The sequence below is a fragment of the Sphingopyxis sp. GW821-FHT12C06 genome (genome assembly GCF_058807415.1).
Genome location: NZ_JBXAQR010000003.1, coordinates 195322 through 220468, shown reverse-complemented (window position 1 = coordinate 220468; position 25147 = coordinate 195322). Strand labels below are relative to the sequence as shown.

General features: G+C 61.6%; 14 protein-coding genes and 1 tRNA gene. 9 read left to right on the top strand and 6 right to left on the bottom strand.

From position 1 onward, the window contains the following. Window positions 1–71 precede the first annotated feature (71 nt). A complete protein-coding gene (locus tag AC1RRJ_RS10065) occupies window positions 72–7016 on the bottom strand; it encodes a hypothetical protein (RefSeq protein ID WP_493122175.1) in 6945 nt (2314 codons plus the stop codon). A gap of 306 nt (window positions 7017–7322) precedes the next feature. Between AC1RRJ_RS10065 and AC1RRJ_RS10060 the strand changes: the two genes are divergently transcribed. The 6 genes from AC1RRJ_RS10060 to hsdR all read left to right on the top strand — a co-directional run bounded on the left by AC1RRJ_RS10060 (window position 7323) and on the right by hsdR (window position 15973). Next, window positions 7323–7973: a response regulator transcription factor gene (locus AC1RRJ_RS10060; protein ID WP_493122173.1), complete on the top strand. Its 651-nt coding sequence runs from the start codon at window positions 7323–7325 to the stop codon at window positions 7971–7973. A 13-nt stretch (window positions 7974–7986) separates the two neighbouring features. Continuing rightward, window positions 7987–9855 carry a sensor histidine kinase gene (locus AC1RRJ_RS10055; RefSeq protein WP_493122171.1) on the top strand — a complete coding sequence of 623 codons (1869 nt, stop codon included), beginning with the start codon at window positions 7987–7989 and terminating at the stop codon, window positions 9853–9855. A 287-nt stretch (window positions 9856–10142) separates the two neighbouring features. Then, window positions 10143–10218 (top strand) — tRNA-Thr (locus tag AC1RRJ_RS10050). Window positions 10219–10440: 222 nt separating this feature from the next. Beyond that, window positions 10441–11892: a class I SAM-dependent DNA methyltransferase gene (locus tag AC1RRJ_RS10045; RefSeq protein WP_493122169.1), complete on the top strand. Its 1452-nt coding sequence runs from the start codon at window positions 10441–10443 to the stop codon at window positions 11890–11892. Next, complete coding sequence (locus AC1RRJ_RS10040) at window positions 11889–13661, top strand: restriction endonuclease subunit S (protein ID WP_493122167.1); 1773 nt, start codon at window positions 11889–11891, stop codon at window positions 13659–13661. Before AC1RRJ_RS10045 ends, AC1RRJ_RS10040 begins: the two co-directional genes overlap by 4 nt. Beyond that, window positions 13658–15973: an EcoAI/FtnUII family type I restriction enzme subunit R gene (hsdR, locus tag AC1RRJ_RS10035; RefSeq protein ID WP_493122164.1), complete on the top strand. Its 2316-nt coding sequence runs from the start codon at window positions 13658–13660 to the stop codon at window positions 15971–15973. Before AC1RRJ_RS10040 ends, hsdR begins: the two co-directional genes overlap by 4 nt. 259 nt (window positions 15974–16232) lie before the next feature. Here hsdR and AC1RRJ_RS10030 read toward each other — a convergent pair whose 3' ends face one another. Then, window positions 16233–17027 (bottom strand): LytR/AlgR family response regulator transcription factor, encoded by a 795-nt coding sequence (locus AC1RRJ_RS10030; protein WP_493122162.1) that lies wholly within the window; start codon window positions 17025–17027, stop codon window positions 16233–16235. Beyond that, window positions 17024–18112 carry a sensor histidine kinase gene (locus AC1RRJ_RS10025; protein ID WP_493122160.1) on the bottom strand — a complete coding sequence of 363 codons (1089 nt, stop codon included), beginning with the start codon at window positions 18110–18112 and terminating at the stop codon, window positions 17024–17026. Before AC1RRJ_RS10025 ends, AC1RRJ_RS10030 begins: the two co-directional genes overlap by 4 nt. Before the next feature lie 223 nt (window positions 18113–18335). Here AC1RRJ_RS10025 and AC1RRJ_RS10020 point away from each other — a divergent pair, with 223 nt between their 5' ends. Genes AC1RRJ_RS10020 through AC1RRJ_RS10010 form a run of 3 tightly spaced genes read left to right on the top strand, consistent with a single transcriptional unit; the run spans window position 18336 to window position 20712 of the window. Then, window positions 18336–19325 (top strand): hypothetical protein, encoded by a 990-nt coding sequence (locus tag AC1RRJ_RS10020; protein ID WP_493122157.1) that lies wholly within the window; start codon window positions 18336–18338, stop codon window positions 19323–19325. Next, window positions 19322–20248: a DUF4189 domain-containing protein gene (locus tag AC1RRJ_RS10015; protein ID WP_493122155.1), complete on the top strand. Its 927-nt coding sequence runs from the start codon at window positions 19322–19324 to the stop codon at window positions 20246–20248. The genes AC1RRJ_RS10020 and AC1RRJ_RS10015 overlap by 4 nt, the downstream gene beginning before the upstream one ends. A 17-nt stretch (window positions 20249–20265) precedes the next feature. Next, window positions 20266–20712, top strand: coding sequence for a hypothetical protein (locus AC1RRJ_RS10010; RefSeq protein WP_493122154.1), 447 nt, complete (start codon window positions 20266–20268; stop codon window positions 20710–20712). Window positions 20713–20833: 121 nt separating this feature from the next. Here AC1RRJ_RS10010 and AC1RRJ_RS10005 read toward each other — a convergent pair whose 3' ends face one another. The 3 genes from AC1RRJ_RS10005 to lysA all read right to left on the bottom strand — a co-directional run bounded on the left by AC1RRJ_RS10005 (window position 20834) and on the right by lysA (window position 25110). Beyond that, complete coding sequence (locus tag AC1RRJ_RS10005) at window positions 20834–22378, bottom strand: serine hydrolase (protein ID WP_493122152.1); 1545 nt, start codon at window positions 22376–22378, stop codon at window positions 20834–20836. Then, window positions 22375–23448, bottom strand: coding sequence for an alpha/beta fold hydrolase (locus tag AC1RRJ_RS10000; protein WP_493122150.1), 1074 nt, complete (start codon window positions 23446–23448; stop codon window positions 22375–22377). The genes AC1RRJ_RS10005 and AC1RRJ_RS10000 overlap by 4 nt, the downstream gene beginning before the upstream one ends. Window positions 23449–23823: 375 nt before the next feature. Beyond that, window positions 23824–25110 carry a diaminopimelate decarboxylase gene (gene lysA, locus AC1RRJ_RS09995; RefSeq protein WP_493122146.1) on the bottom strand — a complete coding sequence of 429 codons (1287 nt, stop codon included), beginning with the start codon at window positions 25108–25110 and terminating at the stop codon, window positions 23824–23826. Window positions 25111–25147: the final 37 nt, after the last annotated feature.

The following is a 25147-nucleotide window of genomic DNA, read 5'->3' as shown; positions in this document are numbered from 1 at the left end:
CCCTGACTCACGCCGGTCCGGTGCAAAAACACCGGACCGGACCGTAGAGACCGCCGCAAAGGGGCGCTTATTTAGAAGTTGAACCGGATCCCGCCATTGACCGTGAAGGCGCGGAAATCCGAACCATCGTCGACATTACCAACGAGGAAGGCTGACACACGCCCGCCCCGCGCGTGGCCCATGATGCCGACCGAATAGCGCTGCGCATCGTCCCAGGTCGTCGTAGCCAGCGAGAAGTTCGTTACAGGAGCCCCGAAGGTGAAGTTCCCCGCATCGTCGCGCGACCAGTTCTTCATCCACGCGGCGCTGGCGAAGGGTTCAATCTGGATCTGGTCCACGCTGCCGGCACGATAGGACAGCCGCAGGCCCGCCCGACCAACCTTGGTCTTGTCGCTGCCCGGCGAATAGACGCTGTTCGCATCGATCGTCAGATCGTCGATCCGGCTGTCGGCATAGCTGAACCCGAGGAACGGCGTCGCGGCGAACCCGCTTTGGCCACCGAAGCGATAGGATGCGTGGACCGATCCGGCGGTAGCCTTGCCATCGACCTCCTGCTTCGTCGCGCCGAAGACCGTCGGCAGAACCAGGTCATAGTCGCGCCATTCGCGGCGTATCTGGCCGTCGATCGTCAACGCCCCGTTGCTGATCGCAACATAGCCGCCGACGAAACTGGTATCCACGGCCAGCCTTTCGGTGACCGACGGACTGGCCGCACCGTCATACCAGCCGCCGGTGATGCCCACGTGAACATTCCAGCCGCTGCCTCCCATATTGAGCAGGCCCAGATCGGCACCCATCTGGATTGCCTGATGCTCGGTCCGCACGTCACCGGCCGGATTGATCGTGAGCCCGCCGCCGGTCAGCGTCGATGCAATCGCCTGCTTCGTGTGGCCGCTGGCCCCGCGCATCCACAAACCGAAACGTTTGTCTCCCGCTGCCGGGTCGCTTCGCACGGTAACATAGGGGCTGATCGGCTCGTCGATCAGCATCGATGCAGCTTCGGCCACATAGCTCATGGCGCCCAATGTCGCCGCCGACGGATTGATCCTCTGGATCAAGCCGAACTGCGTGGCGTTGGCCGGGTTGCGACCGAAGCCTTCGAGAAGGAGCCCGCCGGAGAAAATCGTATTCGAGGTGAAGCTATTGTCCGCCGCAGCCCCGGCAACCGTCACGACCGGCAGGAAGCCGCCCGCGATGAGGTTGGTCCCGCCGACCCGGTTCAGCGTGACATTGGTCGTGCCCGAAGCCGAACCCGCAATATTCAGCCGGTCAGCGGTCATGGTGCCGGTGTTATAATCGGCAAAGAACTGGCCGCCGCCGGTATAGTTGCCCCCGACAGTGACGACATTGGTCGTCAGACCATTTTGCGCGTTGATGATCCCGCCGTTGGTCATCGAGCCATTGGTGGTGAAGGATCCGGCGCCGGCAAAATTGATCCGGTTCATATTGTTGGTGTTGCCAAGGAACAGGACCGTGCCGCCGGCGCCGATATTGGCCGTGCCGGCATTGGCGAAGTTGCCGGAAAAGCTCGATGCGCCTGCACCGAAATTCACCGTGCCGCCCGCCGCATTGTTCATCGTCGAGGTTACGACATTCGATCCGGTCACATTGACCGCGCCATTTAATGTGCCTGTGTTGGTCAGCATAAAGCTGCCATTGTTGAGCGTCGCCTGCACGGCGTTGCCCGTACCGGTGATCGTGCCACTGTTAGTGATCGCAGCACTGCCGCTTCCCGTCGGGGTCAGGCGAATACCGGTCGTGCCGGTGACGAGCCCGGCGTTGGTCACCGCGAGCGCCGCGTTGACGCTGGCGAGATCGATGCCGATCACACCCCGGATCGTGCCGGTGCCAACCTGGTTCACCGTGAGCGCGCCCGCCGCGCCGGCCCCTGTCGAGGTCAGCCGCACCCCGACATTGTCGCCTTCGACCAGGCCGGCATTGTTCACGGTCAGTGCGCCGGAAACGGTCGTCTGGTCGATCCCGACCAGCGGATCGATCACGCCGGTCGCAGCAACGTTGGTGATGATGTTGCCGACGGTCGAAAGGCTGCGAACCCCAGCCGCGCCAGCGTTGATCGTGCCGTTGACGTTGATCGTCGTGGTGCCCGACGACTGACCGCTGTCGGTGAAGATGCCGAATGCCGCCGGTGTATTGGCGATCAGCGTGCGTCCCGCTGTCAGGGTCACGTCGATCGTTCCGCTATTGGCAGCCGCCAGGATGTTCTGCGCCACGACCGCTGTCGTTGTCGTGGACGTCACATTGCCCGCGGTCACCGCAATATTGCCGCCGTTCGCCTCGGCCAATATGCCATTGCCGGTGGTTGCTGCAACCGGCCCGACGGTGGTCACCATGGTCGACCCCGTGCCGAGATTCCGGGCGGAGACGCCGACTCCGGCATTGACCGCCGCATTGGTGGTCACTGCGATATTGCCCGTCCCCGCCGGAGAGATCGCCGCGATGACCCCGGCATTGCCTGCGGCAACGGCCCCGTTTGCCACGATCGTTACATCGGCGGTCGTCGACAGCGTCTGGACGTCGATCCCATTCTTGCCGCCCGTCAGCGCGGTTACTGCCCCGGTGGTGACAGAGATGTCGCCGCCCGCTGCAGTATCCTGAACGAGGATTCCGGTTCCAGCCGCCGAACTGCTCGCCCCCGATATATTGACGACGACCGTGCCATTGCCATTATTCTGGATGCCCGCGCCGTCGCCGGTGCCGCCGACGAAACCGCCCGCGCCGGTCACCGAGATATTGCCGGTCCCGTTGGTCCCGCCAACGAGGTTCAGCCCGCGCGTCGCGCCGGTCACTATATCGCCCGCGACGACGTTCACCGCGCCGTTGCCGGTTATATTGATGCCGGCGGCGGCCGTGCCGTTGACGGTGCCGGTGGTGGTGACGCCGATCGCGCCATTGCCCAGGTTGACCGCCACGACGCCGATCGTCCCCGACACGGTGTCCGCGGTCACGTTCACCGCACCCGCCCCGCCGGGGCCCGTCTGCTGCGCGAAGATCGCGGCTCCGCCGGTCGACGTCACATCACCCGCGTTGACCGTAACGTCGCCGCCGGTCGACAACGCAAAGATGCCATTGCCCGTCGTCGCCGTCACCGGACCGGCCGTCGTCACCTTCGTGTTGCCGGTGCCGAAGTTCTCGGCATCGATCCCGAACCGCGCATCAATCGCGCCATTGGCGGTCACGTCGATATTGCCCGTGCCGCCCGCCGGGAAGATCGCGCCGACGATCCCGGCATTGCCCGCCTTGATGTCGCCGTTCGCAACGATCGTCACATCGCCGGTCAGCGACTGCGTCTGAACGTCGATCCCGTCCTTGCCGCCCGCCAGCGCGGTCACCGCGCCCGTCGTCACGCTGATATTGCCGCCCGCAGCGGTGTCGCGCACCGTAATGCCTTCGCCGGCCGTCGACGAGCTTGCGCCCGATATATCGACCAGCACATTGCCCGAGCCGTTGTTCTGGATCGTCGCCGCATTGCCCGTCCCGCCGGCAAAGCCACCCGCGCCCGTGACACTGATGTCGCCCGCGCCGCCGGTCCCGCCGGTCAGCAGCAGCCCGGTGGTCGCCCCGGTCACCGTGTCGGCGACCTTGATCGTCACCGCATCATTGCCGGTTGCCTTGATGCCTTCGGCGAACGTCCCCGTCACCGCACCGGTGGCGGTGACATTGGTCGCACCGGTCCCGCTGTTGGTCGCCTCGACGCCGGTCGTGCCCGATGTCGTGCCAACGGTTACGTCGATCACGCCCGCACCTGCAGCGCTGGTCTGCCGCGCAATGACGCCGATGTTGCCGGTCGAACTGACGTCGCCCGCCGCCACCGTCACATCGCCGCCCGTCGACAACGCGAAAATGCCATTGCCGGTCGTCGCCGTCACCGGACCAACTGTGGTAACCGATGTGCTGCCGGTGCCGAAGTTCTCGGCGTCGATCCCGAACCGCGCGTCGATCGCGCCGTTCGCGGTCACCTCGATATTGCCCGTGCCCGCTCCCGGGAAGATGGCGCCGACGATCCCGGCATTGCCCGCCTTGACGTCGCCGTTCGCCACGATCGTCACATCGCCGGTCAGCGACTGCGTCTGAACGTCGATCCCGTCCTTGCCGCCCGCCAGCGCGGTCACCGCGCCCGTCGTCACGCTGACATTGCCGCCCGCAGCGGTATCGCGCACCGTAATGCCTTCGCCTGCTGTCGACGAGCTTGCGCCCGATATATCGACCAGCACATTGCCCGAGCCATTGTTCTGGATCGTCGCCGCATTGCCCGTCCCGCCGGCAAAGCCACCCGCGCCCGTGACGCTGATGTCGCCCGCACCGCCGGTCCCGCCGGTCAGCAGCAGCCCGGTGGTCGCCCCGGTCACCGTGTCGGCGACCTTGATCGTCACCGCGTCATTGCCGGTTGCCTTGATGCCTTCGGCAAACGTCCCCGTCACCGCGCCAGTGGCGGTGACGTTGGTCGCACCGGTCCCGCTGTTGGTCGCCTCGACGCCGGTCGTGCCCGATGTCGTGCCGACGGTTACGTCGATGACGCCCGCACCCGCAGCGCTGGTCTGACGCGCAATGACGCCGATGTTGCCGGTCGAACTGACGTCGCCCGCCGCCACTGTCACATCGCCGCCGGTCGACAACGCGAAGATGCCGTTGCCCGTCGTCGCCGTCACCGGACCGACCGTCGTCACCTTCGTGCTGCCGGTGCCAAAGTTCTCGGCATCGATCCCGAACCGCGCGTCAATCGCGCCATTGGCGGTCACATCGATATTGCCGGTACCCCCGGCCGGGAAGATCGCGCCGACGATCCCGGCATTGCCCGCCTTGACGTCGCCATTCGCCACGATCGTCACGTCGCCGGTCAGCGACTGCGTCTGAACGTCGATCCCGTCCTTGCCGCCCGCCAGCGCGGTCACCGCGCCCGTCGTCACGCTGATATTGCCGCCCGCAGCGGTGTCGCGCACCGTAATGCCCTCGCCTGCCGTCGACGAGCTTGCGCCCGATATATCGACCAGCACATTGCCCGAGCCATTGTTCTGGATCGTCGCCGCATTGCCCGTCCCGCCGGCAAAGCCACCCGCGCCCGTGACGCTGATGTCGCCCGCACCGCCGGTCCCGCCGGTCAGCAGCAGCCCGGTGGTCGCCCCGGTCACCGTGTCGGCGACCTTGATCGTCACCGCGTCATTGCCGGTTGCCTTGATGCCTTCGGCGAACGTCCCCGTCACCGCGCCAGTGGCGGTGACGTTGGTCGCACCGGTCCCGCTGTTGGTCGCCTCGACGCCGGTCGTGCCCGATGTCGTGCCAACGGTCACGTCGATCACCCCCGCACCTGCAGCGCTGGTCTGCCGCGCGATGACGCCGATGTTGCCGGTCGAACTGACGTCGCCCGCCGCCACCGTCACATCGCCGCCCGTCGACAACGCGAAAATGCCATTGCCGGTCGTCGCCGTCACCGGACCAACTGTGGTAACCGATGTGCTGCCGGTGCCGAAGTTCTCGGCGTCGATCCCGAACCGCGCGTCAATCGCGCCGTTCGCGGTTACGTCGATATTGCCGGTTCCTGCCGCCGGGAAGATCGCGCCGACGATCCCGGCATTGCCCGCCTTGATGTCGCCATTCGCCACGATCGTCACATCGCCGGTCAGCGACTGCGTCTGAACGTCGATCCCGTCCTTGCCGCCAGCCAGCGCGGTCACCGCGCCCGTCGTCACGCTGATATTGCCGCCCGCAGCGGTGTCGCGCACCGTAATGCCTTCGCCAGCCGTCGACGAGCTTGCGCCCGATATATCGACCAGCACATTGCCCGAGCCATTGTTCTGGATCGTCGCCGCATTGCCCGTCCCGCCGGCAAAGCCACCCGCGCCCGTGACGCTGATGTCGCCCGCGCCGCCGGTCCCGCCGGTCAGCAGCAGCGCGGTGGTCGCCCCGGTCACCGTGTCGGCGACCTTGATCGTCACCGCATCATTGCCGGTTGCCTTGATGCCTTCGGCGAACGTCCCCGTCACCGCACCGGTGGCGGTGACATTGGTCGCACCGGTCCCGCTGTTGGTCGCCTCGACGCCGGTCGTGCCCGATGTCGTGCCGACGGTTACGTCGATCACGCCCGCACCTGCAGCGCTGGTCTGCCGCGCAATGACGCCGATGTTGCCGGTCGAACTGACGTCGCCCGCCGCCACCGTCACATCGCCGCCCGTCGACAACGCGAAGATGCCATTGCCCGTCGTCGCTGTCACCGGGCCGACGGTCGTCACCTTCGTGCTGCCGGTGCCAAAGTTCTCGGCATCGATCCCGAACCGCGCGTCAATCGCGCCATTGGCGGTCACATCGATATTGCCCGTGCCACCCGCCGGGAAGATCGCGCCGACGATTCCGGCGTTGCCCGCCTTGACGTCGCCGTTCGCCACGATCGTCACGTCGCCGGTCAGCAACTGCGTCTGAACGTCGATCCCGTCCTTGCCGCCAGCCAGCGCAGTGACATTGTTGGTGACCACCGAAACGCCAGTGCTGGTTGCGACGTCGCGAACGACGACACCTTCGCCGGTCGCTGCCGTCACATCGCCGGTGAGGGTGATGTCGATCGATCCCACGCCGCCGGTCTGTGTTACATCGAAGCCGTTTCCGGTGCCATTGTTGACGATATTGCCGCCCGTATAGACGATCGGTCCGCCCGCAGCGGTGACTGACAGGGCTGCTGTGCCGCCTGCGGTGGGCGCGTTGCCGGCATCGACGCTGATCGTGCCGTTGTTGGTGACGGTGACACCGCCGGTGCTGATATTGGCAACCGCAAGGCCGTTTCCGCTGACCGTTTCGCCCGCATCGACGTTCAGGATGATCGGCGTCGCTATCGGCCCCTGATAGGCGCGGTCATTGGGGGCGTTGGCGGGAAAGGTCGTGTCGGTGGTGCTGGTCGTGCCGCATTGAACGGTGACGGCGCCGACGGTGCAACTTGCCCAGGCTTGCTCCGGAGCGAGCAGGCTGACGCCGGCCAGGGCGACGATACCGATGGTCGATCGCAGCGCCATCCGGCTCGATTGCGAGAATAATTTCCTTCGGAACGCCGATTTCGACGCATCCTGTTCAGGAACAACAAACAAACGGCCAGCAGGATTGCGATCGCAAATCATAGAAAATCCCCTTAATTATTAAGGAAAATGCCGCTCATTTTTTTGAAGCGTGCTTATCCGATGCTTGGACCCTTCATTTTCGCTAGCACGAACACGGACCATCACCCCCCACATGAACATGTAGGTTCCCCTACCCGTAGGTGTAGGTTTACTGCGGTCCTCACACGCCTATCATAAGGGCGACCTCAAGGACCGGAGACGGCAATGATGATCCGCGTTGCGATTATCGAGGACGATCCCATCCTGTCGGCGCGCTTCGCTGACGCGATCAATGCGGCACCCGACATGATGGTCGTCAACACGGCGAACAGCGTGATCAGCGGCAGCGGCCTCGTCGACGCGGGCGGCTATGACGTGCTGCTGTGCGATCTGGGATTACCCGATGGCGACGGCACCACGCTGATCGCCAGAGAAGCGGCAATGGGTCGCGACACCGATATACTGGTCATCACCCAGTTTGCCGATCAGCAAAAGGTGCTCAACAGCATTCGCGCCGGCGCGCGCGGCTATCTTCTCAAGGACCAGCGGATCGAATCCTGCATCGAGGCGATCCTGGAAATCCGGCGCGGCGGCTCGCCGATATCGCCCGTGATCGCGCGCCGCATCATGGAGCAGATGGTCGAGGGTCGTTCGCCGACGCTACCATCGCCCGTTTCGCCCCTGTCGGAGCGCGAAACCGAGGTCCTGCAACTGCTGGCGCGCGGCTTTTCCTATGCCGAATGCGGGGACATTCTGCATGTTTCGCTCAATACAATTGGTTTTCACGTCAAGAATATCTATCGTAAGCTCGAGGTGAACAGCAGGGCGGAGGCATTGTTTGAAGCTGGGAGCCAAGGCCTTATCTCACGCAATTAGGGCGCTGCTCCTGTTGTTACTCGTTTGGCCGGCGCCAGTTCTGGCCGCGCCCCTGCTCAACAACTTCGTTCGCGAGCATAGCGATGGCGCAGTGATCCTGCGCTTTACCGACGCCGACTATGCGCGCACCGACAGCCCCCGGATACCGACCGAAGGCTGGGAACGCGGCCCGGCACGACGGGGTTTTGCCTTTGAAAAAACGGGTGCGACTTCGGCAACCAAAACGCTATGGCTGCGACTGCGCTTCGATCGCCGGATGCTGCCCGCCGGACCCGTCGCGCTGTATACCGAAAATAACTATGAACGCATCGCGGTCCGGCTGAACGGGCAGGAGATTTTCCGTAACTTCACCGAGGGCGACGACCACGCACTTGGCTGGTATCGCCCCGAGATTGCCAGGCTGCCCGATGCCTTGCTTGCCGAGGGCCTCAACACCTTGCTGGTGAAGGTGGAGAGCAATTACGACCTGGTCAGCGGCGACTATTATCTTGGCCCGGCAGCGGCTCTCGACGCGCGGCACGAGCGAAAGCAATTCTGGCGCATCACGGGTGTCCAGGCGGCCAATCTGACGATGATCGTGCTCGCAGCGGCGGCGCTCTGGTTCTGGCTGCTCCGCCGCGATGAGCCGGAGCTGCTGCTCGTCGCCATCCTGGGTCTGATGTGGTTCGCGCGCGACTATAATTTCACCGCCGTGCGCGCGCCTTTCGATGTCGTCGCCTTCAAGACGATGACCTATTACACCGTCTATCCGGCCATGTCGGCGAGCCTTGCATTTTGCCTCGTCTATGTTCGCCTGCCGGGGTGGAGGCTCCATAGCGTGATATTGCTGACGGCCGGCGTGCTCCTGTGCCTGATACGCTTCGTGACCGTCGAGCAGGGTTGGACCGGCCCCTTTGGAACCGATGCGATCGGGAACATACTTGCCGTAGTCTGCGTCGCCTATACCGCCTTCCTGTTGCTGACCCATTGGTGGCGCACCCGCAGCACTGGCGCCGCCGTCATGACGCTTTGTCTCGCAGCGATCATTGCCGGGACGGCTCACGATATCGGCAGGCAATGGGACAGCCGGCTCTGGGATGGCCTGGGCTTCTTTCTGCAGCCCTATATCGGCAGCCTGTTCTGCCTTGCTCTGCTGCTGTCGTTCGGAAGACGGGCCAACCTCGCCTTCGGGCGGCTGGAAGGCGTCAATGCCGAGCTGGAAGCCAGGGTGGATGAAGCCCGCCTCGCCCTTGAAGAGCGCGAAAAGAAGCTGCGCGAACTGGAAGTCGCACGGGCTCTCGCAACCGAACGCGGCCGCATTATGCAGGAAATGCACGACGGGATCGGGTCCAACCTTGTCGCCGCCCTGACGGTGGCCGAACGGCAGAAGCATCCGGCTGCATCGATCGCCACGCTGAAACGCGCACTGTCCGATCTGAAACTCACAGTGGACTCGCTCGAACCGCTTGCAGGGGATGTCGTGGCATTGCTCGGAAATTTTCGCCACCGCGCTGAACCCGACCTGGTTGAAGCGGGCATCAAACTCCATTGGAGGGTCGACCGATGCGAAAAGATCAGCTGGCTCGACGCGACCAATTCGCTGCACCTGCTGCGCCTGTTCCAGGAAGCGCTGGCCAATGTGATGATGCACTCAAGTGCGACCAGAATCGACCTCGCGTGCGTCGAGGAGACGCGCGACGGCGCTTCCGGAGTGACTGTGTCGATCGAAGACAATGGCTCGGGATTCGACACCGACCGCGCCGAGCCCGGCGGTCAGGGCCTCAGCGGAATGCGCAGCCGGGCCGAAGCGATCGGCGGTACGTTTGCTTTGTCCTCCACCTCGGGCGACGGAACGGTCATCATGGTATGGCTCCCCTATGCTCGGAAAGCCGCAGACCAGTAATCGCCCCGCGCCACAGATCGCCTGCATACTTCCAACCATCGACGAACAGAGCAAATCCACGCCCGTCACCAACGCACTCGCCCGGCCTTCGATGGACACTCGGCAGCACAAGTTCGGCCCACTGGTTGGGGCCGCTCAACAGAGCCAGGACCGAACCGGAACAACGGCTCGCGACAACTCGCCCAACGCCTGACCTTCATTGCGACGGACCGCATGTTTCGGCGCATCAACAAATGCTCATCGGCGCTTGTCATTGGCCAATCACGCTGCTAGTGGCGCCCCTCGTTGCCGCTTTAGCTCAGTTGGTAGAGCACATCATTCGTAATGATGGGGTCACAGGTTCGAGTCCTGTAAGCGGCACCATCCCTTTCAGAAGGGATTTCCAACACATCCGGCGGAAAGGCCTTTCAGCAGGGAACCCATTTGGGTCCGGCTTGCGTCACTTTAGGCAGGGAAATCGGCTCCACCCATGCGACACCCCTTCAAGCCGATGCTAAGTGCTTCAATCTGGCGGAAATAGCTTCGATCTCGGTCAGCGTGCCGATGCTGTTGCGGCCAGCGCTGGTTTCGGGCTAACCCCTGCCCATGTTTGAACAGACCTTCAAGAATATCGACGACGTCCTGCGCAAGGAAGCGGGTTGCACCACCGAGCTGGATTATACCGAGCAAACCAGCTGGATTTTGTTCCTCAAATATCTCGACGAACTGGAAGCTGATCGCGAGATTGAGGCTGAGCTGCGCGGCAAGCCCTATGCGCCGATCATCGACGCCGATCATCGCTGGAGCGTATGGGCTGCGCCCAAGGACGCGGCTGGCAAATTTGATCACAACGCGGCGCTGACCGGGCCGGACTTGATCGACTATGTCGACAAGACCCTGTTTCCCTATCTGCAAGGTTTCAAACAGCGCGCGCCTGCGCCCAATACCATCGAATATAAGATCGGTGAGATTTTCGGAGAAATCAAAAACCGCTTCAACAGCGGCTATTCGCTCCGCGACGCACTGGAACTGATCGACCAGCTATCGTTCCGCAGCCAGGACCAGAAGCACGAACTGAGCCACCTGTACGAAGCCAAGATCAAGAACATGGGCAACGCCGGGCGCAACGGCGGCGAATATTACACCCCGCGCCCGTTGATCCGCGCCATGATCAAGGTGGTGAAGCCGCAGATCGGCGACAAAATTTACGACGGCGCGGTCGGTTCGGCTGGCTTCCTGTGCGAAGCCTATGACTATCTGAAACCACTCGCCAAATCGACCGGCGACAATGAAACTCTCCAGCGCCGCACCTTCTATGGCAAGGAAAAGAAGAGCCTCGCCTATGTGATCGCGATCATGAACATGATCCTGCACGGGATCGAAGCGCCGAACATCCTGCACACCAATACGCTGGGCGAGAATATCAACGACATCCAAGAGAAGGATCGCTTTGACGTAATCCTGGCCAATCCGCCGTTCGGGGGGAAAGAGCGCCCGGAAATCCAGCAGAACTTCCCGATCAAGACCGGCGAAACCGCCTTCCTGTTTCTCCAGCATTTCATCAAATCACTGCGCGCGGGCGGCACCGCCGCCATCGTCATCAAGAATACGTTCCTGTCAAACAGCGACAATGCCAGCGTCGCGCTGCGCAAGGAATTGCTGGAAAGCTGCAACCTCCACACCGTGCTCGATATGCCCGGCGGCACCTTTCAGGGCGCGGGGGTGAAAACCGTGGTGCTGGTCTTCGACAAGGGCGAGCCGACCAAGCGCATCTGGTATTACCAGCTCGATCCAGGTCGCAACATGGGCAAAACCCACCCTCTGAACGACAATGACCTGACGGAGTTTGTGGAGCTGCAAGCTAGCTATGCCAACAGCCCAAAAAGCTGGAGTGTGGAGCGCAGCGAGATCGATCCGATCAGCTTCGACCTGTCGGTCAAAAACCCGGATGCGGGCGAGGAAGTGCCATTGCGCAGCCCGGTAGCAATATTGGAGGAGATCGCCGCGTTGGATAAAGAGAGCGTGGAGATTTTGGCTGAGATCAGGGCACTACTGTGAAGGCGGGGTGGCGTGAAAAACCGCTCGGTGAACTTTGCACCATCCAAAGCGGTAGTTCCAATACGCAGGATGCAGTTAGCGACGGTGCATATGCATTTTTTGATCGGTCAAAGGCACCAAAGCGCAGCAACCGTTATTTGTTCGATTGCGAAGCTCTGATAATCGCCGGTGAAGGTGCGGAGTTTAAACCCAAAAAGTATCACGGAAAGTTCGACCTGCATCAACGCGCATACGCAATCCATGGATTCGGGGACGGCCTGATCGGCGACTATCTCTTCTATTATCTTGAACACACTCACGAATATTTTCAAAAGGTTGCGGTTGGAGCGACGGTCAAGTCGCTTCGGCAACGACACTTTGATCAATTGCCGGTGGTTTTTCCAACTTCCCTCAACGAGCAGCAGCGGATTGTGGCGGCGTTGGACAAGGCCTTTGCAGCCGTCGCCACCGCGACGGCGAATGCGCAGAAAAACCTGACTGACGCCCGCGCCCTTTTTGAAGGCTACCTGCAATCGATCTTCACAGAGCGCGGCAAAGAGTGGGCAGAATATAGCTTCGATCAAATTTGCTCGATTTCATCCAAACTGGTCGATCCGCGATTGGATGCCTATCGCGACTTGCTGCACATTGGCGCGGGCAACATGGAATCGCGCACAGGCGGCATCGTGGATGTTCTCACCGCTCGCGAAGAAGGTTTGAAGTCAGGAAAATTTCTATTTGACCCTTCGATGGTGCTTTACAGCAAAATCCGCCCCTACCTCATGAAGGCTTGCCGTCCCGAATTTTCTGGATTGTGCAGCGCAGACGTTTATCCGCTAGTCCCGAAGGTCGACTTGCTTGATCGCGATATGCTCTTTCACATCTTGATGAGCGACGAATTCACAGCATACGCAGAGGCGGGTTCAGCGCGCGCCGGGATGCCCAAGGTGAACCGGGACCATCTGTTCAAATATTCTGTTTGGTTGCCCGATATTACGACGCAACGGGCTATTTGTCACAAGCTGGACGGTCTGTCAGTGAGGTGTCAGAATTTGGCAGAGGTATTTCAAACCAAACTCGCAGCCCTGACCGAACTCAAACAATCCCTCCTTCAAAGGGCCTTCGCCGGGGAGTTGACGACAGCGGTTGCAACGACAAACAAGTCGGTTGCCAATGACGCTTTCGCCACACCACAAGGTACGGCGCGCATCATCGCTTTTGGATATCGTCGGCACCAAATGCAGAGTCAGCAGCAGACCTATGGCCGCGTTAAAGCTCAGAAATCTTTGCATCTGGTTGAAAGCCTCGGCGGCATTGATCTTGGGCGTCAACCAATGAAGGATGCAGCAGGGCCGAACGACTTCCCGCACATGCTACGCGCTGAGGAGTGGGCAGAAGCACAGGGGTTTTTCAAATTTGTGCCGCGTGCCAGCGGCAATGGCTATGATTTCAAGAAGCTCGCGAATTACGACACTCTGTGGGCGGATGCCGTTGCAGCAACCGAACCTGTTGCGACGGCGCTTGAAAAGGCAATTGATCTTATCGTGCCGATGGTATCACTCGATGCCGAGGTCTTCGCCACCGTTCACGCGGCATGGAATAACTTGATCCGAGATGATGCCGCCATCACCGATGATATTATCGTCAAGGCTGCTCGTGACGACTGGCATTCGGCAAAGCTGAAAATTCCCGAACATAAATTCCGTAACGCGATCCGCATAATCAAAGCCAAGAACATGGAGCCGGACGGTCGTGCCAAATATGTTGATGGACAGGTAAAGCTGATTTGAACGAAGCCGAAACCCGCGCCGAACTGATCGACCCCGCGCTCGCTACCGCTGGCTGGGGTGTGGTGGACGGGAGCCGGACGCGGCGGGAAGTTATCGCTCCCGGCCGGTTGACTGGCTCGGGCAAGCGCAGCACGCCCAAGGCGGCGGACTATGTACTGGTCTATCGCAACACCAAACTCGCATGCGTCGAAGCCAAGGCGGCGACCAAGGGCGTGGGCGAAGGTGTCGGTCAGGCCAAGGATTATGCGGAGCGCCTGCAAACTCGCTTTGCCTATGCGACCAATGGCAAGGCGATTTATCGCATCGACATGGCGACCGGCCGGGAAGGACTGGTGGACCGCTGGCCGACGCCGCAAGAGCTGTGGGACGCCACCTTTGCCGAGGCGAATGACTGGCGTGATCGCTTTGCTGCCGTGCCCTATGAAACTGGCGGAAAATTCGAACCGCGCTATTACCAGTATAATGCCATCGAAAAGACGCTGGCCACCATCGCGGCGGGCAAGGACCGGGTGCTGCTGACCCTCGCCACCGGCACCGGAAAGACTGCCATTGCTTTCCAGATCGCATGGAAGCTGTTTCAGGCCCGCTGGAATTTGCAGGATTGGAAGACCGGAGCGGAACCGACACGCCGCCCCCGCATCCTGTTTCTGGCCGACCGCAACATCCTGGCCGATCAGGCCTACAATAGCTTTTCCGCATTCGATCCCGATGCGCTGGTCCGCATCACGCCCGCCGAAATCCGCAAGAAGGGTCGCGTACCCAAAAATGGCAGTATTTTCTTCACGATCTTCCAGTCGGTGCTGACCGATGGCGGAAAGGAGGAAGAACCGGCCTTCAACTATCAGGATTATCCGCCCGACTTCTTCGATTGCATCATGATCGACGAATGCCACCGCGCCGGGGCCAAGAATGGCAGCGAATGGCGTGGAATTCTCGAATATTTCAAGGCAGCCTTACAGATCGGTCTGACCGCCACCCCCAAGCGCAAGGACAATGTCGATACCTATGCCTATTTCGGCGAGCCGGTTTACACCTATTCGCTAAAACAGGGGATCAACGATGGCTATCTGACCCCGTTCAAGGTCGTCGAGTTGGGCACCACTATCGACGATTATGTCTATACCCCCGACGACGTGGTCGAGGCTGGCGAAGTTGCCGAGGGCAAACGCTATGCCGAGGGCGACTTTAATCGGATCATCGAGATGGAGGCACGCGAACGATACCGCGTCAAAATCTTCATGGAACGGATCACCCAGCGCGAAAAGACGCTGGTATTCTGTGCGACACAAAAACACGCCGCGATCGTCCGCGACCTGATCAATCAGGCAAAACACAACACGGACCCCAATTATTGCGTGCGCGTCACCGCCAATGACGGCGCGATGGGCGAGCAATGGTTGCGCACTTTTCAGGACAACGAAAAGACCATTCCAACGATCCTGACCACTTCCCAGAAGCTGTCCACCGGAGTCGATGCCCGCAACATTCGGAACATCGTCTTGATGCGGCCGGTGACCAACATGATTGAATTCAAGCAGATCATCGGACGCGGCACGCGGTTGTTCGACGGGAAGGACTATTTCACAATTTACGATTTCGTGAAGGCTTATGAGTTGTTCAACGATCCCGAATGGGATGGCGATCCCTTGGAGCCCGATCCCCCCGGTGTGCCCAGACCAAAGCCGCCCGGCGAACCCAATCCGGAACCGCCGGATGATCCCTCGGAACCCAAGGAAAAGCTGGTGATCCGGCTGGCCGACGGGAAAGAGCGCTTGTTCCAGCATATGAGTGCGACAACTTTCTGGGACGCATCGGGCAAGCCAATTTCCGCCGCGCAGTTTATCCAGAATCTGTTCGGTAAACTGCCTGAGTTGTTCCGCGATGAAGACGATCTGCGCCGCATCTGGGGTCAGCCCGATACACGTGCAGGATTGGTCGCCGGGCTGGCGGAGCGCGGCTTTGATGGCGAAGCCTTGGCATCAGTGCGAAAGATGATCGACGCCGAAGATTGCGACCTGTTCGATGTCTTGAACTATATCGCTTACACCAAAGCTCCGATAAAGCGCGCCGAACGTGCCGCCACCCACCGCACAAATATCCTGTCACGCTATGACGCCAAGCAGCAGGCGTTCCTCGAGTTCGTACTTTCACAATATGTGGCTGAGGGCGAAGAGGAACTCGGCACCGACAAGCTGCCCGATTTGCTCGACCTGAAATACGGGTCGCCATCCGATGCGGTGCGCGAATTGGGGAGCGTCGCCGAAATCCGTTCAACCTTCACCGGATTTCAAAAGGGCTTGTACGAGAACTAGCCAAATCCATCGACTCGCCAAGTGCGCGCCGGTCGCTGCCGGAACACCAGAAATCATCACGCGCAGCGTCAGATGCCTTATCTGAATATATTGGATTTCAAATGCGGGGCGTGCGGCTCGATGTCGAGCGCAGCGAGCCGGAGAGTGCTCGCATCCCGTTGTGGAGACGCAAGCCTACCGTTACGCCGGTCTGTTGCTGGCTGAAGAGGCGGCTGAACGGCGACAAGCGATGCGTTCGTCCTGGCGCCCTTCCCGACATTCAGCGCAATTCCGGAAACCTGTCGCGCGCCAGTTCGGCGCGTATTTTGGCCACATAAGTTCGTCCGATGCGTATCTCGCTGCCGCCGGCCAGCTCTGCGATCAGCGCCGAAAATTGCGCAGTCTTCAAACGAACGATGGCGTCCCGGCGGATAATCGCGCCGCGATGGACACGGATGAAAAGCCGGGGCGGAAGGCGTTGCTCCAGCGATGTCAGACTTTCCTGATGCAGGTGGCTTTCGCTGTCGCTGAAAATGCGGACATAATCGCGCTCGGCGATGATGTGGGTGACGTGCTGCAGGGAAAGTCGTCGATAGTCGCCGCGCGATCGCACCCAGAAATCCGGTCCGGCGCTTTCGATCTGCCGGAGCGCCTGACGCAGCGACCGGACCATTTCCTGAAGCTCGCCCATGCGCTCCTCGTTCGAACGGGCGCGCAGTCGGGCACAGGCGCGCGCGACCGCTACCTGCAAGCGGGCCGGCTCGAGCGGCTTGGTCACATAGTCAATCGCATGGGCGTCGAAAGCGCGCTGGGCCTGATGGTCGAATGCGGTCACAAATATTGTTGCCGGCGCCGCGGCACCAAGCCGTTCGAGAAGATCGAAGCCAGTTCCGCCCGGTATCTGAATGTCGAGCGTGATGATGTCGGGGCGCAATCGATCGATCAGCCTTTCCGCCTCATCGAGATTCGCCGCCTCGCCCACGACATGGACATCCGCCATTGTTCCAAGGGCGCGCCGGATGCGGCCACGCGCGAGTGGCTCGTCCTCGATGATCAGGACCGAGAAGCCACTCATTCGGTGCGTAGCGGCATTTCGATCATCGCCTCCCACTCTCCCTTGCCATTATAGCCTGCGCTGCATCGTCCGCGGTCACCGAACCGGGCAACCAGTCTTTCCCCGACATTGGCCAGCCCGATCCCCGTGGAGGGAAGGTCGGCCATTCCGCAACCCGGCGTCACATCATTGATTACCGTCAATATCAGCTTCTGTTCCACCATCCTGGCAGCGACCCGAACCCCGACAGGTGCGCGGGCCTGCCCAACACCATGTTTGATCGCATTTTCAACGAGCGGCTGCAGAATCAAACTGGGCACGAGTGCGCCGGACAGTGGAGCAGGAATATCGAATGCGAAGTTCAGCCGGTCGGAAAAACGTTCGCGTTCGATCGCCAGATAGTCCTGTTGCAGTGCGATTTCCCGGTCCAGGCGCACATCGCTGAACGGATCCAGCGTCAGCGTCGTCCGCAGGAATTCGGACAAAACGACGACCATTCGCTTGGCTTCGTCTGGCATACCTTCCTCGATCAACGCCGCGATGGAGTTGAACGTGTTGAACAGGAAATGCGGATTGATCTGATAGCGCAGCGCTCGCATCTGCGCCGTCAGCGCCTCTTCGCGGATCGCGGCCAGCCGTCGCTCCTGCTGGCGCACCTCATGGCTGTAGAGCATCGCGACGTAGAGGCATGCCCAACCGAAGAAGAAGGAGCTGTTTTCGATCAGGCTATAGACAAAATCGCGCGGCGCGAACGCCGGTTTAGCTGGCCACATATACCAGGATGCGATGAGAAAATCGATGCTCGCGGAAAAAGGCGAGCAGAGCAATGTGAGGGCAAAGCACAATGCGGCCTTGTGCAGGAAGGACAAATGACGCCAGCGAAGGAGCAGTGCCGAAATGCCGAAGGTGATGGCGACGCTTGCGCCGATCCAGACGAGCTTTCCCGGCGCCGATATCCACGCGTCGACGCCGACAAAATGCCAGAGAAGACTGGTGATCAGAAAAACGGAAGACCAGTAGACAGCCCCAAGCTGTCGGGTCATCCGGCGCAGCTCGGTCCGCGAATCCGCGTCTTCGTGCAACGCGCTGAGGCCGTCGGCATTCATCCCATGTCTTATTTGCATGTTGCCCCGCCAAGTCGAGTGCCGTTCGCGGCGATTTCAAGCCGTTCGCAGATTTTTTGCTCCACCAAAGGCCCGAATGCAGCGGATCGCCGAAATTCCCTTTCGGGATGCCTCTTCCCGCTGCGAAAGTTGAACCATGTGTCCATTCCGGCACTGTCGTTCCTCCTCGCCAGCAACGAGAGCCAATATGCCATCGCTTCCCCACATGATGTCCCTGAAAAGATCCGGACTGGCCGCCGCGGCCGTCATCCTTGGCATGGCAACGCCCGCGCACGCCAACCAGTGGCTCGTCTATACCGGCGGCGACCGGCCGAACCGCACCTTCACGGTGATCGACGAGGATTATATCAGCCCCGAATTCAACAGCGACACGAGCTTCAAGGTCGAGGCCGCGACAATTTACGAGGCCGCCTCGCAGCCCGACTGGTCGACCGCCAACTACCATGTCGATTGCACCAAAAAGACGGTACGCATCGATCTTGTCCAGATCAGCCCACGCACCGGCGCGCTGCGCCGCGGCCCCGATGTTGCCGACCATGCGCCCGCCAACGTCACCGAACATCAGATCATCACCTTCGCTTGCGACAAGGGCCCGAAAAAGACCTCCCAGCGCGTCAGCGAGCGCGAGGCCAACAATGATCCGCGCAATTTCATCTACCTTGGGCCGATCAGCCTGCCCAAGGTCGTCGATGTCGCGTGGGAGAAATTATGGACCGATGGAAAGCGGCCCGCCTACAGCAGCGACGTCTCCATCGCGGATCAGAATGCCCAGGTCGAAAAGATCATGAAGGAAAAGCAGGCGCTGGTTGCGCAGGCGGGCGCGATCGCCGGGCAGAGCCAGCGCGATGCCGACGCGATCGCAGCGTCACAAACGCGCCGCAAGGACCGGCTGAAGCGCGAGAAGGAGGTGGCGCCTGCCCTGGAAGAATGGATCGGTAAAAGCGAGGCGGAGGTGACTTCGGCATTTGGCGCTCCGGCAAGCAGCAGCAACCGCGGCGCGTTGCGGGCGCTGGTCTATCGCCGGACCCACAGCGAAACCTATGATGCCCAGGTCGGACAGGTGGGCAAGACGGGCTATTTTGAAAAACGCGAGAATCAGTTCCACTGCGATCTGACGTTCGGTTTCCGCAATGATGTCCTCGAGGATTATTTTACCGAGGGCGACCGGTGCCAAATTCTTTGGGGCCCACGATGATGCGTCACTTCGATCTGTACCGGGTCGGACAAATCCTCCTGATCGGGCTGGCGTGGTGCTTTTGGCCGGCAACGGCACAGGCACAACATTATCCGTGTAACGGACCCGGTCCGGGCGAACGGCTGGTCGGGATGGTTCCCGGTGGTCCCGGCGTCGCCCCGACCCCGCTGTGCGTGCGCGACGATGGCGGCGGGGCGCCTGCACAGCCCTCGGCGCCCAGTGAAAGCCATGCGGCCATCGCCTGGCATGTCGACGCCGCCGACGTCTGGGTCGACGGCAACTACACCGGCGCCAATAATGTCGCCGAACAAGGCGCGCTCGACGCGTGCAACAAGGCAATGGGCGGCGGCTGCACCTCGGCCGGCGCATGGTGGAATTCGTCGATCGCGATCATCCGCGACCGAAGCGGATATTTCTATAAGGGTTGGACCGGCGATGGCGGCGCGGAACGCGACCGGGTGATGGCGGAGTGTTCGGCCAAGCAGTTGCTGCCCTGCGAGCTTTTTGCGACCATCCGCTCCAGCACCAACCGCCGTTTCCCCGGTCCCGCGGTCCGCAAATATTTTGCCGCGTCGGCGTGGGTCGATGGCGGTGCCGCCGATGGATATAACGCCAAACTCTATGTCGCGACCGGCCTTCGCAGCGCCGATGCCGCGACCGCGGCGGCGATCAAGGCGTGCAGCGATGCGACATCGCGTCGCTGCGAAAGCAACGCGCTGACTGGCAACGGATTTATCCAGGCCTATCGACTGAACGGCGACGGCGACAGCGCAACTGTAGAAACCACGGCCAAGCGTGCGAAGGAGGCCGCGCAGGCGAATTGCAAGAAGCAGAAGAGTGTGATGTGCGAACTTCAGGCGCTGTTCGACAGTCGCAAGCCGGGGACGTTTGTGCATGATTTCGCAGGCGCCACGGCGCGATAGCGCCGCCGCTTCTCTCAATGATCTGGAAACGCTTGTCTCTGGCTGCGATCACATTGGCTGGCTTTGCCGATCCGCAAGAACTTCGCCCGGAGTCATCGCCTACTGCGACGCCCGACCGGATTTCCTACGTCGGCACCGGCAATGGCTGGAGTGGCGGACGTACCGAATGGTGGATCAACCGGTCGGGGCGCGGCGCTTACCGCTCGACGATCCGCGTCGAGATGGCCGGCAAGTTCAACGCCGGCCCGGAGGGCTTCGAACGCATCCACGCGATATTGCGCCCGCTCGAAGATGTACACAAATTGCCATGTGCTGGAGCGGTCACCGACCAGGGAATGGGCGCACTCAGCTGGCGACGCGGCGATCATGAAGCCTCACTGCGCTTCGATTTCGGCTGCAACTTTCGCCAGCCTGACGCTGCCCGAACCCGGCCAGTTCAGGCAAGCGAGCTCGTACAGCAGTGAGCAAAGGCGAAATGATCGGAGGAACCCCGACACCCCGGTTCAGGAGCACCTGACCGGGGTTGCTGGCGCGGGAGGTTAGAAGCGGTCATCCGGGATAGGACCGGTAGCCATTCGCGAACGTCTATTTGCGTGTAAATGTGTCGCCGCCGAGTTCCAGAGTGGATATCTCTCCATTCGGGGCGAAGGTGAAACCCACCGGGGTCTGGCCGCCAAGACTCATTTGGCCCGGGCTATTCCACTGCGCCTTGAACATGTCGTTGCGATCATGGTCGAGCACTGCGGTCGCCTGTGGCCGTGCGAGCCTGAGCTTGCCGTCGGCCAACGTGATCGCGACCTCACCGAGCAAGTCGCTCGAATAGGTACCGGCATAACGATCGAGCGGCAGCCGGGTGGGTGCAATTGCCGCAGTAGGCGCTGCGGCCGCTGCCCGTTCACGCGCGATCCGGACCGCGTCGTCGTTCGCCTGCTTCATGACGGCGCTGTGGTCGATCACGGCGCCACCAAGGAAGGCATCCAGCACGCGGAGTTCGACGGCCGCAGCCAGCTTTGTCCGCAGTCCGTTGGTCAGCACGACCACCCCGAGCTTCCTTTCCGGTATCATCCCGACCATGCTCTGCATCCCGTCAATCGCGCCGGAATGCTGGACGACCTTTTGTCCGCGATACTCCTGCACGCCCCAGCCGAGACCATATTCGCTAAACTTGAAGGTTGCGTCGGCCCCTCCGCGCGGGACGATCTGACCGCTATGCATTTCGGTCAGCGTCGAGCGCGCGATCAGCTGCTTGCCCTCGAACGTACCACCGCCCAGTTGCAGGCGCACCCACTGCGCCATGTCGCGCGCACTGGAATTGATCACACCGGCGCCGCCGACATTGTCGATCATGCGATATTCGACCGGTATCACCTTGCCGTCGAGCAGCGCATGCGGGGTCGCGACATTGGCCAGTCCCTTGAGGGCGGAGATACTGGTGCTGGTGCGACGCATGCCGAGCGGTTCAAAGATGCGGCCGGCGATGAACCGGTCAAAGCTGGTACCGGTCACCGCGGGTACGACCTCGCCCGCGACGATGAACATCTCGTTCTGATATTGGAACTGGTTGCGAAAACCGAGCGTTGCAGTCTGGAAGCGCAGCCGCCGGATGATTTCCTTGCGGTCGAATCCCGATCCGTACCAGAGTCCACCATTGGTGACGACGCCGGTACGATGCGACAGCAGGTCGCGCACCGTCACATGACGGGTGACATAGGGATCGTGAAGCTCGAACGACGGCATATAGTCGTGTACCGCGCCATCCCATGCGATCTTCTTCTCGTCGACCAGCATGCCGAGCGCTGCGGCGGTGAACGCCTTGGTCGCAGATCCGATCGCGAAGACCGTGTCGGCATCGACTTTGCCCGGCTTGCCTTCCTCGCGGACGCCGAAGCCCTTGGCATAGACGACCTTGTCATCCTTGACGATAGCGATGGAAAGACCCGGTATCTGCCATGCCTGCCGGGCGCCCTCGATATAGGCGTCGAGCCCTTCGAGCGCCGCTGCGATCGTCGGCGATGCTGTGGACGCCTCGACGGGCATCTCAACGACTGTTTGGGCCAACGCCGGACTGGCGAACAGCGCAAAACTCGCGGCAGACAGAATGATATGTCTCATCGGCGTATTCAGTGTCATGGTTTCGCTCCCTTTTCGGCGCTCACCATATCGACGACCTCGCGAACGGCAGCGGTTACCACTTCGGGACGATCGACCTGGATAAAATGGGTCGCGTCGGGCACGATCTGCTGGCGACCGCGGGTTGAGAAGGCGGCCTGTTCGGCATGAAGCGCCTTCCATTCTTCCTTGAAGCGCGCACCTTGTTCCGGCTTCAATCCCAGCCCGGTCAATTGCTCGGGCTTGAATGGCGCCATCGCGGTCAGCACGATCAGCGGCCGGTTGCCGAAGCTGCGAACCGCGCGCGCCTGTACCTGTGTGCGATCATAGCCATCGAGCTCGGAGGTCCCGCCCTTCACCGACGAGCTCATGTAAGCGAATTTCCTGATCGTCGCATCGCCCAGCTTTTTGGTTTCAGCCACGGTCCGAAGTTTCGGCATTTCGCTACGCGAGGCCACGAAGCGGACGATGCCCGTCCAGCCCAAAGCCGTCGCCGCATGCATCAGTGTCGACGCCTGCTTCGGATGGACATCTATGCCCACCACTTTCCCGAGCCGCGCGACCTGATCGGGATGCGACGGATCGACCATCACCAGCCCGGCGACCTGGTCGCCATATTTGCCAACATAGGTCCGTGTGTAGGGACCGCCGATCGAGTGGCCGACGAGCACCAGCGGACCGGATATCCCGGCGCCCTTCAGCAGCCTGTGCAGATCGTCGGCGACCGCGGCGGCGTCCTGCGGCGTATTCTTGGGATCGCTCCACATGATGCCGGCCCGGTCGTAAGCACAGGTACGGGTAAAGCCCGCAATCTCGTCATGGACAAGCGCCCAGTCGAGCGAGCCCCCGGTGCCGAGGCCCGATTCGAGGATCACCGTCGGGGAACCGGTGCCGCGGCAATCGATGTGCATCTTGCGCCCACCCACATCGACCAGCATTCCGGGCGCAGGAAAGTTCGCCCGGGCGCTTCTGCGTCCCAGCATTTCATAAATCGCGCCCACAGCGACCACGAGGAGAATGAGCGCCAAAAGTCCCAGCAGAATCCGTTTCGCCCAGCGCCGAACGCGCCGCCAGCCTGTCAGTTTCGTCATTTTGCGCTCCGCGGAATGGCAGGCTGAAACCCTTGGCTGTTCTTGGCAAAGCGGCTGTGCCACAGCCCGCATGGACCTGAATTCTGCACACGCCCCCTCTTCCGGTTTCGCCGCCTATCGACGCGAAACAAAATTTCTAAATTGGAAATATTTTCCACTTGAGACATAAATGCCGAATATGGAAATTGTCAATGGCGGCTGAAGATGGGACAGTCATGAGCAGCGCACGGCAGGGCGTTGAAGGCGCCAATCCGGCTTGGAAGCGGGGAAGCAAGGACGCAGGTCCGGCAATATTGAGGCGATGACGTTACTGGCAACCGCAGACGGCCATGAGCGCCGCGATCCCGTCCAGCCGCCGCAAAAGATCGCTCTGGTTCACGCAGCCGCTTGCAGGGTTGGTGTCGGCTTCATCCAGTCAGGAAAATGTTGCGCTGCGAGCATCGCCTCGGGCGCAATCCGGTCCGCAACGACCGCGAACCGGTCGCCATCGACAAGAACCTCCGGCACCAACGCGCGGCAATTATAGGTCGATGCCATCGTCGCACCATAAGCACCCGCCGTCCGGAACACCGCCAGGTCCCCGCGTTCGACAATGTCGATCTCGCGCGCCATCGCGAAGGTGTCGCCGCTCTCGCAAACCGGACCCGCGATGTTGGCGATCATCCGCCACCCATGCCGGCGCACCGCGACGAAATCGTGAAAGGCATCGTAAAGCGCCGGGCGCGCAAGATCGTTCATCGCCGCGTCGACGATGACATAGGGGTGGGTGGCGCCGGGCTTCACCCACAGCACTTCGGTCAGCAGCACCCCGGCCTCGCCCGCGACGAACCGGCCGGGCTCGAACATCAGCATCACGTCCCAATCGGCCGTGACGCGGGCGACCATCGCGCCATAGGCCGCCGGGGTCGGGCAGACATCGCCGGTACGATAGGGAATGCCGAGTCCGCCGCCCAGATCGACATGGGTGATGACATGCCCCGCCGCGCGAAGCCGCCCGATCAACGCGCCAACCCGCCGATAGGCTGCTTCCAGCGGGGCAAGATCGCCAAGCTGACTGCCGATATGGATCGCGATACCGCGCAGATCGAGGCCGTCACGCGGGGCCAGCCGGGCATAGATCGCCTCGGCATCGTCCAACCCGACGCCAAATTTATTGTCGCGGCGACCGGTGGAGATTTTGGCATGGGTGCCGGCGTCCACGTCCGGATTGACCCGCAGCACCGCCGGTGCGCGAATGCCGCGCATGCGGGCGAGATCCGCGAGAATCAGCCCCTCCTCTTCCAGTTCAAGGTTGAACTGTCCGATTCCGGCGGCCAGCGCGGCGTCGAGTTCGCGGCGCGTCTTGCCGACGCCCGAAAAGATGATGCTCTCCGCCGCCATCCCAGCCGCCAGCGCGCGCATCATCTCGCCGCCCGAAACAATGTCGGCGCCATAGCCTTCTTCCGCGAGCAGGCGCAGAACCGCAAGATTGGGATTGGCCTTCACCGCGAAGGCCAGATGCTTGCGTTCGACCGCCGCCAGCCCGTCCCGAAAGGATCGCGCTGATTCCCGGAATGCAGCGGCCGAATAGACATAGGCCGGCGTGCCGACCGTCTTGGCGATCTCGGTCAGCGACACTTGCTCGGCGTGCATGATGCCGACGTGATGGTGGAAATGGGACATGGGAACTCCGTCACGAAACAGGAAGGCGGTGCGGCAG